The 13214-nt window shown below is 70.3% G+C and carries 11 protein-coding genes; 6 read left to right on the top strand and 5 right to left on the bottom strand.

Features of this window, described 5'->3' with window-relative positions:
• Positions 1–51 precede the first annotated feature (51 nt).
• The 5 genes from AB0N16_RS31130 to AB0N16_RS31110 form a co-directional block, all read right to left on the bottom strand.
• Positions 52–936 (bottom strand): carbohydrate ABC transporter permease, encoded by an 885-nt coding sequence (locus tag AB0N16_RS31130; RefSeq protein WP_365802860.1) that lies wholly within the window; start codon positions 934–936, stop codon positions 52–54.
• 77 nt (positions 937–1013) lie between these two features.
• The gene (locus AB0N16_RS31125; RefSeq protein WP_365802464.1) at positions 1014–1952 is read right to left on the bottom strand and encodes a sugar ABC transporter permease; all 939 of its coding nucleotides are present in this window, start codon (positions 1950–1952) and stop codon (positions 1014–1016) included.
• Between the two features lie 85 nt (positions 1953–2037).
• Positions 2038–3420 (bottom strand): extracellular solute-binding protein, encoded by a 1383-nt coding sequence (locus tag AB0N16_RS31120; RefSeq protein ID WP_365802462.1) that lies wholly within the window; start codon positions 3418–3420, stop codon positions 2038–2040.
• Between the two features lie 356 nt (positions 3421–3776).
• A complete protein-coding gene (locus AB0N16_RS31115) occupies positions 3777–4841 on the bottom strand; it encodes a LacI family DNA-binding transcriptional regulator (RefSeq protein WP_365802460.1) in 1065 nt (354 codons plus the stop codon).
• A gap of 216 nt (positions 4842–5057) precedes the next feature.
• Complete coding sequence (locus AB0N16_RS31110; RefSeq protein ID WP_365802458.1) at positions 5058–6446, bottom strand: hypothetical protein; 1389 nt, start codon at positions 6444–6446, stop codon at positions 5058–5060.
• A 650-nt stretch (positions 6447–7096) separates the two neighbouring features.
• Here AB0N16_RS31110 and AB0N16_RS31105 point away from each other — a divergent pair.
• From AB0N16_RS31105 to AB0N16_RS31080, 6 genes are all read left to right on the top strand, one after another.
• The gene (locus tag AB0N16_RS31105) at positions 7097–8482 is read left to right on the top strand and encodes an alpha/beta hydrolase-fold protein (protein WP_365802456.1); all 1386 of its coding nucleotides are present in this window, start codon (positions 7097–7099) and stop codon (positions 8480–8482) included.
• Positions 8483–8722: 240 nt separating this feature from the next.
• Positions 8723–9874: a histidine kinase gene (locus AB0N16_RS31100; protein ID WP_365802454.1), complete on the top strand. Its 1152-nt coding sequence runs from the start codon at positions 8723–8725 to the stop codon at positions 9872–9874.
• On the top strand, positions 9862–10515 hold the full coding sequence (locus AB0N16_RS31095; RefSeq protein ID WP_365802452.1) for a response regulator transcription factor: 654 nt from the start codon (positions 9862–9864) through the stop codon (positions 10513–10515). Before AB0N16_RS31100 ends, AB0N16_RS31095 begins: the two co-directional genes overlap by 13 nt.
• A 463-nt stretch (positions 10516–10978) precedes the next feature.
• The gene (dhaK, locus tag AB0N16_RS31090; RefSeq protein WP_365802451.1) at positions 10979–11971 is read left to right on the top strand and encodes a dihydroxyacetone kinase subunit DhaK; all 993 of its coding nucleotides are present in this window, start codon (positions 10979–10981) and stop codon (positions 11969–11971) included.
• A 49-nt stretch (positions 11972–12020) separates the two neighbouring features.
• Positions 12021–12620, top strand: a complete 600-nt coding sequence (gene dhaL, locus AB0N16_RS31085) for a dihydroxyacetone kinase subunit DhaL (RefSeq protein ID WP_365802449.1) — start codon at positions 12021–12023, stop codon at positions 12618–12620.
• Positions 12613–13023: a PTS fructose transporter subunit IIA gene (locus AB0N16_RS31080; RefSeq protein WP_362564838.1), complete on the top strand. Its 411-nt coding sequence runs from the start codon at positions 12613–12615 to the stop codon at positions 13021–13023. Before dhaL ends, AB0N16_RS31080 begins: the two co-directional genes overlap by 8 nt.
• Positions 13024–13214: the final 191 nt, after the last annotated feature.

The raw sequence follows: 13214 nt of genomic DNA, 5'->3' as shown, positions 1-13214 counted from the left end.
GGGCCTCCAAGAGGGGGATGGGAGAAAGAGCAGGGGTGTGGTCGCCGGCGCTTACTGCTTGACACCGCCGGCGGCCAGGCCGCTCTGCCAGTACCGCTGGAGCATCAGGAAGGCCACGACGAGGGGGACGACCGAGATCAGCGAGCCGGTCACGACGAGCGCGAGCATGTCGCTGCTGGCGCCGGCCCCGCCGTTCTGGGCCTGGGCCGCCCAGGAGGAGAGCCCGACCGTGACGGGGTACAGCTTCGGGTCGTTGAGCATGATCAGCGGCAGGAAGTAGTTGTTCCAGGTCGCCACGAGCGTGAAGAGGACGACCGTCACGAGACCCGGTGCCAGCAGCCGCAGGGCGATCCGGACGAAGATCCGCAGCTCTCCGGCGCCGTCGATCCGGGCGGCCTCCAAGAGGCTGTCGGGTACGGCGTCCTGGGCGTAGATGCGCATCAGGTAGAGGCCGAACGGGCTGACGAGCGAGGGCAGGACGATCGCCCAGGGGGTGTTGACCAGTCCCACCTTCGCGAAGAGCAGGTAGGTCGGGATCGCCAGCGCCGTGGTCGGGATCATGATGGCGCCGAGGACCAGGTTGAAGGCGGAACTGTTGCCCCGGAACCGGTACTTGGCGAAGCCGTACCCGGCCGCGGTGGCCAGCAGGGCGGCGCCGAGCGCGCTGCCGACCGAGTACAGGACCGTGTTGAGCAGCCAGTGCAGGAAGACGCCGTCTTCGTAGGTGAGGGTCTGCCTGATGTTCGCCGGCAGTCGCGGGCTGTGCGAGAACCACAGGCCGAAGCTGTTGAACAGGTCCTGGGTGCTCTTGGTCGAGGCGACGACGAGCCAGAACAGCGGCAGGAGGAAGTAGGCGAGCACGGCCAGCATGACGATCGTCAGCGGGGTGCTGCGGCGTCGGACCGGGGAGCGGCGCCCGCGCGGGGCCTTGGACACACGGAGGGACGCGGTGGCCCGGGAGGCCGCCGTGGCCGGGGTCGCGGGGGCACGGGTCGAGGACTGGGAGACGACCGTCACGACGTCCTCCTGCGGTTCGCGGAGATCAGCACGGCGTAGGAGAAGACCACGATGACCAGGCCGAGCAGGAAGGAGACCGCGGCCGCGTAGTTCACCTGCTGTCCGGTGAAGGCGAGGGTGTAGGCGTAGAGGTTCGCGGTGTACGAACTGTCGATCACGTCGGGGGCGATGGTCTGCAGCAGTTTCGGTTCGTTGAACAGCTGGAAGCTGCCGATCACCGAGAAGAGCAGGGTCAGCAGGAGCGCCGGCCGGAGCGCGGGCAGCTTGACCGACCAGGCGATGCGCCAGGCCCCGGCGCCGTCCACGGCGGCCGCCTCGTACAGCTCACCCGGGATGGTCCGCAGCGCGGCATAGAGGATGATCATGTTGTAGCCGACGAACTCCCAGGTCACCACGTTCGCCAGGCTGCCCAGCATCCAGGTGTCGCTGAGGAAGTGCGGGACCGGCACGTCGAGCTTGCGGCCCAGTTGCGCGAAGGGGCCGAAGTCGGGGCCGTAGAGGTAGCCCCACATGAGGGTGGCGACGACGCTCGGTACCGCGTACGGGACGAAGATGCCGAGTCTGATGACCTTGGCGAGCCGTAGCAGGCCGCTGTCGAGCGCGAGTGCGAAGAGCAGCGCCAGCAGGAGCATCACGGGGACCTGGATCGCGAAGAACGCCGCGACCCGCAGCAGGCCTTCCCTCAGGAGCGGGTCCTTCAGGGCGGTCACGTAGTTGTCCAGCCCGACGAACGTCGTCCCGCCGATGAGCCGTTCCTGGAACAGGCTGAGATAGGCGGCGTAGCCGAGCGGGGTCAGGAACAGCAGCACGAACAGCACCATGAACGGTGCGATGAACAACGGGCCTGCCGCACCGTGGCGCAGGCCACCGAGCCGGCGGCGCTGCGGCCCTGCTCGGCGCGGGTCCTCGGTGGAGGCCGCGGTCATGGCGGTCATCAACGGGCCTTTCTGGATGGCGGGAGGGCCGGCCGGGGGTCCCGGGGCCCGGGCGGTGAGCGCCGGGGCCGGAACCCGCCTGCGGTCACGCGGACTTGACGGTGAAGCCTTGGCCCTTGGCGTAGGTGGTGAGCCGCTGCTGCCAGGCGTCGAGTGCGGCACCGCTGTCGGTCTTGCCGGCGAGGGACTTTCCGACGGTCTCGGTCCAGTCGGTGGCGGCCTGGTCGAGGAACGGTGGCCACTGGAAGCCGTCGCTGACCGTGTCGCTGATGTCGGCGAAGACCTGGTTCACCTTCTGGCCGCCGTAGAAGGAGGGCGTGGCGCCGCTGAAGGACGCGTCGGCGAGCAGGGCCTTGGTCGCGGGGAAGAACGACTGCTCGGTCGCGAACATCTTGGCGGTCGCGGGGTCGCTGTTCAGGAACTGGGCGAACTGCGCGGCGGCGACGGGGTTCTTGGTCGAGCGGATGACCGCGCTGGTCGAGCCGCCCCAGTTCCCGGACGCGGGGCTCGACGCGTCCCACTGCGGCAGCGGAGCGGCCCGCCACTTGCCCGCCGTGGCCTTGGCGGAACCGGAGAGGAACGCCGGGCCCCACGCGGCGGTGATCCAGGTGGCGTACCTGCCCTTGTTGAGCCCGGCGTACCAGCCGTCGGTGAAGTCCGGGTCGGTGCTGATGACGCCTTCCTTCGCGAGGCCGCCCCAGTAGGTGCCGAGCTTCTTGGAGATCGCGTCGTTCACGTCGATGGTGATGTCGCTCTTGCCGGACAGGGCGTAGGGGTGGGCGCCCGCCTGCCACAGCAGGCCGTGCCAGGCCGCGGCCTCGTTCGCCGCGAGGTTGGTCAGGTAGACGTCCGGGTCGGCCTTGTGCAGCTTGCGCGCGGCCGCGGCGAACTCGTCCCAGGTCGTCGGCGGCTTGATGCCGTGCTGGTGGAAGATGTCCTGCCGGTACAGCATGCCGAGCGGGCCGGTGTCCTGCGGGATCGCCCAGATCTCGCCGCCGGAGCCGCTGACCTGCGCCCAGGTCCAGTCCACGAACTTGCTCTTCAGGCCGGCGGCGCCGTAGGGGTTCAGGTCCAGCAGGCTGTCCGTGATGGTGAACGTGGGGATCGCCTGGTACTCCACCTGCGCCAGGTCCGGGGCGCCCTTGCCGGCCTTGATCGCCGTACGCAGTTTGGTGTAGTGGGCCACGCCCTGACCGGCGTTGACGACCTTGACCTTGATGGCCGGGTACTTCTGCTCGAAGAGGGCGACCTCCTTGTCGATGTTCGGGACCCAGGTCCAGAAGGTGAGCTCGGTCGGCGTCTTCATCGCCTTGTCGATGTCGGCCTGGGAGACGGGCTTGGCGGAGTTGCCGCCGCTGCCGTTGCCGCCACTGCAGGCGGACAGCGCGACGCCGAAGGTCGCCGCCCCCACGGCGGCGAGGAATCCGCGACGGCTCGGAGAGGAGGACGTGACGAAGGATCTGGGCATGGTGAACTCCCGCCGGTTGGGCGAAGGTGAGGGCATGCCTGCGGCGGCATGCCGGGCGACGGAACGCGAGAAGACGACGACCTGGACTTCGGGGTCGGTGCGGGGAAGGGCACGTCGTCATCGGCTGCTCCCGGCTCGCGGTGCGGATGGCGGACCACGAGGGGAGGACGGTCGGAGCAGGCGCCGGTGCGGCGGCCACTGGCGAGAAGGAGATCGTGCGGTGCCCGAGTCCCTGCGGGCGGCTGAGCCGGCGTGGCAGGGAGGGGTGAACCGGGCAGCGGCCCGTGCGGCGGCTGCGTGTGGGGGACAGGTCCGGCCCGGAATCCGTGGTCAGGGCCGACCGGGTCTGAAGTTGCTCAGGAACGGTCGGATGGACCTCCACTCGGCGGCGCGGTCGACGCGCGAAGGACGAGTTCGACGGGCGGATCGTTTGCCGGGGGCAGGTCGGCGCCGGGCTTCTCGATGGCGTGGACGAGAAGTCTCAGCCCTTCCCGGGCCACGGCGTCGAACGGCTGACGCACGGTGGTCAGCGGAGGGGTCACGAACGCGGCCACCGGGATGTCGTCGAATCCGACGACGCTGACGTCGTCCGGCACGGTGCGGCCGGCCTCCGTCAGTGCGCGGATGAGGCCGATGGCCATGTCGTCGTTGGCGGCGAACACCGCGGTCACGCCGGGGTCGGCGGCCAGTTCCCGGCCGGCCGCGTAGCCCGATGCCGCGGACCAGTCGCCCTCGACGACCGACGGCTCGTCGCAGCCTCGTGCCGCCAGTGCCTCACGCCACCCCCGCAGGCGGTCGCGGGCGGCATACCAGCGCTGCGGACCCGCGAGGTGGTGGACGGTCCGGTGTCCGAGGTCGAGGAGATGCTCGGTGGCGGCGCGTGCCAGCAGGTCGGCGCCGACACCGGCGGCCACGGTACCGGGGGCCGTCGTGGCCACGGGCGCACCCAGGACCAGCACCGGTACGCGCACGTCGGTGGGGACCGCTCCCCCGTCCCCCTCCTCGTCGATCGGCTCGGAGATGACGATGCCGTCCACGCCCTGTTCGAGGAGCGAGTCGACGGCTCCGCGGACGCCGCTCGGATCGCCTTCCAGGGTGTTGACGACGCGGAGCGCGTATCCGGTGTCCCGGGCGGCCCGCTCGATGCCGATGAGGAGTGACGCGGGTCCGTACAGTGCCGTCCCGAGCGTCACCACGCCGATGGAGCGAGTCCGGCCGGAGGCCAGCGCCCGGGCCGCGTGGTTCAACCGGTAGCCGAGTGCGTCGGCCGCGTCGAGAACGCGCTTGCGCACCTCTGCCGAGACGTACGCCTCGTCGTTGAAGACCCGCGACACCGTCTTCTGCGACACGCCGGCCAGTTGGGCCACATCCACGCTCCGGGGCGCACCGGAAACGCCGGCCCGTCCTGTAGATCGCGTCATGATGTCTCCCGATGGCCGCGTTCCGCGCCGGTTGCTCCGACGATCTGACTGCGCAGCCATGTCTACGCAGTCAGAAGATGTCCGTCAAGAGTGCGGAACATATTCGCAACAGGACGCTCCCGGGTCCGGCACCGCTCCGGGAGCGTCCATCGGCCTCGTCACCTGCGCAGACGGACTCCGTCCGTCTCATCGCCCCGCAACTTGCGACTCCGCCTCTCAGTTCAGGGACTTGCCGAGGCGTTCGATCCGTGCGGCGACCTTCTCGGCGGTGCCCTCGACATAGAAGCCATCGCGTGCCTCGTAGGTGAAGTTGTCGTAGTTCCAGCGGTCGGGCATGTTCTTGGCGCCGCCCTCGAACATCGACATGACGAAGGTGCTGGCGAACGGGGACGCCTTGCGAATGGCGTCCGCCGTGCTGGTGGACAGTTCCGGCTCCACGCCGGCGAACAGGCCGTTGCCCACCTGGAAGACCCAGATCGGCACCTCGACGGTGTCGGTGGGGGTGTAGGTGGTGGTCTTCACCGGGCCCGTGGGATGGTCGGTCTCCATCTCGGTGGTGGTGACCTGGTCGGTGAGCAGACGCACCGTGACGTTCTTTCCGCTCTCGTACCTGGTGATGGCCTGGGACACCCGCACGATCTCGTTGCCCAGGCGCTCGCCCTGTGCGGTCAGCAGGGCGAAGCCGGCGTCGTGCAGGTCGACGCCGTAGGTCCACGCCTTGTTCCTGTCGATCGTGTACCGCTTCGAGCGGTAGGCCGGGAACTGGTCACCGCAGGCACCGACGAGCCAGAAACCGATGGCGCCCGGGAACTCGCTCTCCACGTGCGCGGTGGCGGCGCCGGCCAGGTCGGCGGTGATCGGCAGGTTGCCGTCGCTCATGACGGAGTCCTGCATCACACAGGACTGCACGTTGTAGTTGGTCAGGACGGCGATCGGGTCGCCGTCGAGATCGTTGAACCGGGCGACGTACACGCCGTGGTCGGAGTTGCCCCGCTCGTTGACGCCCAGCCAGTAGCCGTCCGCGGTGAGCACGTTGCGGTTGACGTTGATGTCGGCCTCACCGCGGCCGTAGCCGACCTGGGCGTCCTGAAGGTTCCTGACCGCGTCGGCGACCGCGCTCTTGGTGGCGCTGACGATGTTCTGCACGTACGTCGCGGCGCCCGCCGACGAGCCACTGTCCGCGACGTGCGGTGCGGAGAAGCAGTGCGTGACGGTGACCATGATGTTCGCGGCCGTGATGCCGGTGGCCGCGGTGATGGCCGCGCGCATCAGCCCGATCGCCTCGCCACTGATCGAGGTGAGGTCCAGCACGGCCAGGGCGATTCGGCGGGTGCCGGACTCGACCAGCAGGACACGTGCGTACAGGTCGTCGTGCACCGAGGTGAAGTTGTCCAGGGGCAGGATCGAGGCGCCGGGCGTGAACGCGGCCTTGCCGGCGCCCACCTTCAGCCCGGTCGCCGTCTTCGTGGCGGCCCCGGCGGCCGTCGCGCCGCCCATGACGGCCGTGGCCGCCACCGCGAGGGTCGTCGCCGCGACGAACGAACGGCGGCTCACGTCCCCGGAGGAGCCGGCTTGGTCCATCTCGTTCTCGTTTCGCTCAGACATCGCAGTCCTCCAGGGGAAAAGGCCGGATCCGTAACCGGCTGCCGGCGGTTTCGGTCAGTCGACCCGACGTGCGTCGGGAGCGGCGCCATAACACCGAGGAAGCATCACAGCGCCTCCAGTTATCGGCAATTCGCAGGACGCAAGCTCAGCTTTCACGACGAGTATCGACGGCTCGATTTCGCAGGGGCCTTCCGGTCACACGGAATGCAGTGTGAACTCACAGGTTGAATTCCCCGTTCCTGAGCGTGCCGGGTGCCTTGACGACCCGAGCCCGGGGGAACGGCCTGACCGCCGCAGCACGACGACCGTGCTCGCGGACGCTCCCCGGCAACTCCGAACGACATGTCGAGATTCCTACGCACGGTGCCTCTTCAGCCCATGCGAGCGCCAGGAATGGAACAGAAGGCACATTCGGTTCGCGGCAGGCGTGGAACAGATCGCGAAAGATGAGATTGCGTACCACGAAGTGTGGGTACGACCAGGCTATATATGCGTAACCTGTGAAAAATGAGAGGCGCCCCAGCTGTGCGGCTGAGACCACACAGCTCTTTCCAAGCAGGACTTCTTAGCGTTGCGGACGTTGTCCGGGCGGCCTGGTCGGGCCGATGGATTGTGGCGATCAGTCGTCACTGGAAAAGGAGTCTGCTTTGGTGGAAAGGCGTACGTTCATAGCGGGAGCCGCGGCGGCCGGTGCGGTGGCCGTCGTGGGGGGAACGGCTCTCGGTGCGGCGGCCGAACCGAACCAGACGGCCTCCACGGCCGGCCACATCCGAGGCGCGACCGCGATCACGAAGGTGTTCGGAGACGGTCAGAAGCTCATCGCCGTGGCCGTCGAGTACGACCGCGACATCGACGGGTCCGCCCTCTCCACCTCCACGTTCGCCGTCACCGGCCGGACGGTCACCAAGGTCTACACGAACGGGGCGGCCGCGTTGGCCGAGCGGGGCAGGGACGGCCGGTTCGTCGTCGTCGAGCTCTCGCCCGACGACGACTCGGCAGCGCTGTGGGTGACCCAGCAGGGCGGTGGCGGCACCTCGACGGGCTCTCCGAGCCCCAGCCCCAGCGACTCGAGCGGCTCAGGCGGCCCGGGGGCCGGCGGTCCGAAGGTCGGCGACAGCACACCAGGCGGCACGATCGTGGCGGCGACGGCCTCGGTGGTCCAGAAGGACACCGTCAGGACCACGCACGGCGCCCGCTATGCGGCCACCGGCACGACACTGACGACCAGTGCCGTCGTGAACCTCGTCGTGGACGACTTCCAGCAGTTCACCTTCGACGACCCCGCCACCGGGCAGACCCTCAGGTACAACCTCTTCATCCCGAAGGACTACGACCCGCGCAAGCGGTACCCACTCGTGCTGTTCATGCACGACGCGAGCGTCGTCAACGTGGCCACCGAGGGCCCGCTGGTCCAGGGCCTGGGGGCCGTGTGCTGGGCCGGCGCCGAGGACCAGGCGAAGCACGAGAGTTTCGTACTCGCCCCCGAGTACGGCTCCGTCGTCGTCGACGACGACTACGAACCCTCGACGCTGTTCGACGCCACGGCCAACCTCGTCCAGGCGGTGACCGAGCAGTACTCCATCGACGAGAACCGCCGCTACACGACCGGCCAGTCGATGGGCGCGATGATGTCGCTGGGCCTGAACATCAGGTACCCGGACCTGTTCGCCGCCGCGTTCATCGTCGCCGGCCAGTGGCCCGCCGACCAGGCGGCACCGCTGGCCGGCAAGAAGCTGTGGATCGTCGTCTCCCAGGACGACGACAAGTCCTATACCGGTGAGAACGCCATCACCAAGGCTATCGAGGACGCGGGCACCCAGGTCGCCACCGCGGTGTGGGACGGTCAGTCCACCGCGGCCCAGTTCGCCGCCGACGTCCGCAACCTCAAGGCCCAGAAGGCACCGGTCAACTACGCCTCCTTCCTCACCGGCACGACCGTCAGCTCCGGCTCCGGCACCAGCGCGCACATGGGCACGTGGCACATCGCGTACACCATTCCGGGTATCCGGGACTGGCTCATGAGGCAGTCCAAGTAGGACACCTCCGCAGGAGGCGGGTTCGGTGCCCACACGGCCCGGGCCCGCCCGTTCGGTCCGTCGAGTCGGCCCGAGGGTGTAGCCCCCTAGGCCCTCGGACTCGGGGCAGTCCGGTCACGGTGGTGCCCGGGCCTGCGGCGGCCCGGGCGCTGGCCGCCCCTGCCCCGTACGGCTGCGAAGGCGCCCGCCCCACCCCCACCAATACTTGCGTAACTCAAGTACATCATCTAGCGTCCTGCCATGTGGAAAACGGTGCAGCGCGCCGGAAGGGCCACCGCTCACCTCTTTCTGACAGCGCTCATGGCGTTCGGCATGTGGATCTTCATCACGGTGCTGCTGATCACGGCCGTCGGTACGTTGGCACTGGCCGGTATCTGGCTGCTGCCCGAGACGGTGCTGGTCGTCCGGCGGATCGCGGGGGCCAAGCGGGACCTCACCGCTGCCTGGACCGGCGTCAAGATCCCCGAGGTGTACCCGCCCCTGACCGGCACAGTGCGCGAGCGGGTGGTCACCGCGGTACGGGATCCCGGTACCCGCAGGGATCTGCGTTGGATGGTCGCCCACTGGTTCTACGGCGCGCTGCTCGCCCTCGCCCTGCCGCTGTGGCCGGTCGGGCTGCTCGTCGACGGCGCGTGGTGCGGGCTGCTGCGCCGCGAGGCCGTCGTCCTGCCGCTGATCGTGCGGCTCGCGGACCTGGAGGCCGACTGGTCGACGGCTCTGCTCAAACCGTCCCCGCAGGCTCTGCTGACTGCCCAGGTGGAGCGGCTGGCCCGGACCCGGGCCGACGCGATCGCCGCGCACGGTGCCGAACTGCGCCGTATCGAACGCGATCTGCACGACGGGGCGCAAGCGCAGCTGGTGGCGCTGTCCATGCGGATCGGGCTCGCCAAACGCGCCTACGGCCCTGACCCGGAGGCCGCGCTCACGCTGCTGGACGAGGCCCAGGACCAGGCCGAGAAGGCGCTGGCGGAGCTGCGGAACGTCGTCCGCGGCATCCATCCGCCGATCCTGACCGACCGAGGCCTCGTGGGCGCGCTGCGGGCGTTGGCGGCGACCAGCGGACTCGAGGTCGCCCTGGACGACGGCGGTCTGGAGCGAGGGGTGCGGGCGCCTGCGGCCGTGGAGGCGGCGGCCTATTTCGTGGCGGCCGAGGCGCTGACCAACGTGGCCAAGTACAGCGGGGTGTCCTGGGCGGAGGTCCGGCTGGTCCGGGAGCGGCGGGGGCTGCGCGTGCGGGTCCGGGACGAGGGTCGTGGCGGTGCCGTCGAGACCGGTGGCTCAGGGCTGCTCGGCATGCGGCGGCGGGTCGCCGCGCTCGACGGAACCATGGAAGTGTCCAGCCCGGTCGGGGGGCCGACCGTGATCGAAGTGGAGTTGCCGTGCGTGTGGTGATCGCCGAGGACAACGCCCTCCTGCGGGAAGGGCTGGTCCTGTTGCTGACCTCGGCCGGCCATGACGTCCTGGCCGTCGCGGGCAGCGGCCCCGAGATCATGCCCGCGCTCCTTGAGCACCGCCCGGACGTAGCCGTGCTCGACGTACGGATGCCCCCGGGATTCCGTGACGAGGGGCTGCGGGCGGCGCTGGAGGCCCGTGAGCGGCTGCCCGGATTGCCGGTGCTGGTCCTCTCGCAGTACGTCGAGGAGTCGTACGCCGCCGAACTGCTGGGCGGCGGCACCCATGGGATCGGCTATCTCCTGAAGGACCGGGTCGGCCGGGTCGACGAGTTCCTCGACGCGCTGGAGCGGGTGGCCGCCGGCGGCACCGCGCTGGACCCCGAGGTGGTCTCCGAACTCCTCACCCGCCGCAAGGACTCGCCACTCGACTCGCTCACCCCGCGCGAGCGCGAGGTGCTGGCGCTGATGGCCGAGGGCCACGACAACGCGACCATCGCCAGGACCCTCGTCGTCACCGAGCGCGCGGTCCACAAGCACATCGGCAACGTCTTCCTCAAGCTCGGCCTGCCGCCGAGCGACAGCGGCCACCGCCGGGTCCTGGCGGTCCTCGCCTATCTGGCCCACGCACCACAGAGGTGAGCCGCACCGAGGCAGCGGCGGTACGGGGCATTCCCTCAGGTCAGCGGCGTACAGCTGCTCTGTCACCAGCAGACCGAGAATCACCAGCAGACCGAGCACCTGCCTGGCATGCCTCTCCCCGACGACCACGACCGCGTCTCCACCCCGCCCGGCCACCACAGGGTGTTGCCCTGACGCCTCAAGGGGCCCGCCGCGTCCACTACGACCGATCAGGGAGCCGCGACGCACATGACCTTCGCTCCCGTGAGGTCGATACTGGTGAGCAAGAGTCCGCCCGGGGCCCCTGGCCGCACCCTCAGGGGATCCGATGACCCGCCGTCCACGTCAGCGTTCCGTCAGCATCAGTCCCGCCAGAAGGCGCCGCAGGCCGCCTCCGACCGCCAAGATCGGCAACTGGCCAGAATCGCCCTGAACAGGAAAACACCAGCCAGAGAGTCACCTGCTAACTTCTCAGGAGATAGGCATGAAAATGCTGATCAACGTCCCGGAAACCGTGGTGGCGGATGCGCTGCGGGGCCTGGCGGCCGCCCATCCCGATCTCACCGTCGACGTGGAGAACCGGGTGATCGTACGGCGGGACGCCCCCGTCGCCGGGCAGGTCGGGCTGGTGTCCGGCGGGGGTTCCGGGCACGAGCCGCTGCACGGCGGATTCGTGGGCCCGGGGATGCTGTCGGCGGCCTGTCCCGGTGAGGTGTTCACCTCCCCCGTCCCGGACCAGATGGCGCGGGCGGCCGCGGCCGTGGACAGCGGGGCCGGCGTCCTGTTCATCGTGAAGAACTACACGGGCGACGTGCTCAACTTCGACATGGCCGCCGAACTCGCCGAGGACGAGGGCATCCAGGTGGGAAAGGTGCTCGTCAACGACGACGTCGCCGTCACCGACAGCCTGTACACCGCCGGCCGGCGCGGCACCGGCGCCACCCTGTTCGTGGAGAAGATCGCGGGCGCCGCGGCGGCCGAGGGTCAGCCGCTGGAGCGGGTGGAGGCCATCGGACGCCAGGTGAACGAGAACTCCCGCAGCTTCGGTGTCGCCCTGAGCGCCGTCACCACCCCGGCCAAGGGCACCCCCACCTTCGATCTGCCGCCCGGCGAACTGGAGTTGGGCATCGGGATTCACGGCGAGCCGGGCCGCGAGCGGCGGGCCATGATGACCTCGGGCGAGATCGCCGACTTCTCGGTCAACGCCATCCTGGAGGACATGCCCCCGCGCAACCCGGTGCTGGTCCTGGTCAACGGCATGGGCGCGACCCCGCTGCTGGAGCTGTACGGCTTCAACGCGGAGGTCCAGCGGGTGCTCACCGAGCGCGGTGTCACCGTCGCCCGCACGCTGGTCGGCAACTACGTCACCTCCCTCGACATGGCCGGCGCCTCCATCACCCTCTGCCAGGTCGACGAGGAGCTGCTGAGGCTGTGGGACGCACCGGTGAAGACGCCGGCCCTGCGCTGGGGAATGTGAGCGAGAGACCGCAGCGACCCGCGCCCGTACCACAACGCAAGGAGATCCAGTGCTCGACGCCGACTTCTTCCGCCGCTGGATGGCGGCGACCGCCTCATCCGTCGACCGCGAGGCGGAGCGGCTCACCGCCCTCGACTCCCCCATCGGGGACGCCGACCACGGGAGCAACCTCCAGCGCGGGTTCAGGGCGGTGGTGGCCGCGCTGACGGAGGAGGCGCCCGACACCCCGGGTGCCGTGCTGACGCTCGCCGGGCGCCGGCTGATCTCCACGGTCGGCGGCGCGTCGGGGCCGCTGTACGGGACGCTGCTGCGCAGCACCGGCAAGGCGCTGGGCGACGCGGCCGAGGTCAGCGAGGCGCAGCTCGCCGAGGCCCTGCGGGCCGGGGTGGACAAGGTCATGGCGCTCGGCGGGGCCGCGCCCGGCGACAAGACGATGATCGACGCCCTGGTGCCGGCCGTCGACGCGCTCGGCGACGGCTTCGGCGCGGCACGGGCCGCCGCCGAGGAGGGCGCCCTGGCGACCACCCCGCTGCAGGCCCGCAAGGGCCGGGCCAGCTATCTCGGAGAGCGCAGCATCGGTCACCAGGATCCGGGCGCCACCTCGTCGGCGCTGCTCGTCGCGGGACTTCAGGAGGCTGCCGATGAGTGACGACAAGCCGGTCGGGATCGTGCTGGTGTCGCACAGCGCGGAGGTCGCCGCCTCCGTCGCCGAACTGGCCAAGGGCCTGGCGGGCGGCGGCACGGCGGTGCCGGTCGCCGCGGCGGGCGGCACCGAGGGCGGCGGGCTCGGCACCAGTGCGGAGCTGATCGCCGCCGCCGCCGCGTCTGTGGACCGGGGGGCGGGGGTCGCCGTCCTCACCGACCTGGGCAGCGCGGTGCTCACCGTCAAGGCGCTGCTAGCCGAGGGCGACGAACTCCCGGACGGCACCCGCCTGGTGGACGCGCCGTTCGTAGAGGGCGCGGTCGCCGCGGTCGTGACGGCGGCCACCGGCGCCGACCTCGGCGCGGTGGAGGCGGCCGCGGCGGAGGCGTACTCCTACCGCAAGGTCTGACCATCCCCTGAGGGTGTCCGGCGGCTCTTGGCAGCAGTGTCGCCGCCGGTCGCCCGCTCCAGCTCCCGCGCCTCCCCGCCCCGTCCGGCCGGAAAGCGCCCCTTCTCGCGGCCGACCCGATCCGCCGGCCCGGCGGCTCGGGGGGGCGGCTGCGCCGGGCCCGGCGCGGGGTGGGCGACCGTCCCGGGCCC

Source organism: Streptomyces sp. NPDC051105, from assembly GCF_040682795.1.
Classification (GTDB): domain Bacteria; phylum Actinomycetota; class Actinomycetes; order Streptomycetales; family Streptomycetaceae; genus Streptomyces.
The sequence above is the reverse complement of the archived record's forward strand: the minus strand, read 5'-3'. Positions and strand labels throughout refer to the sequence as shown.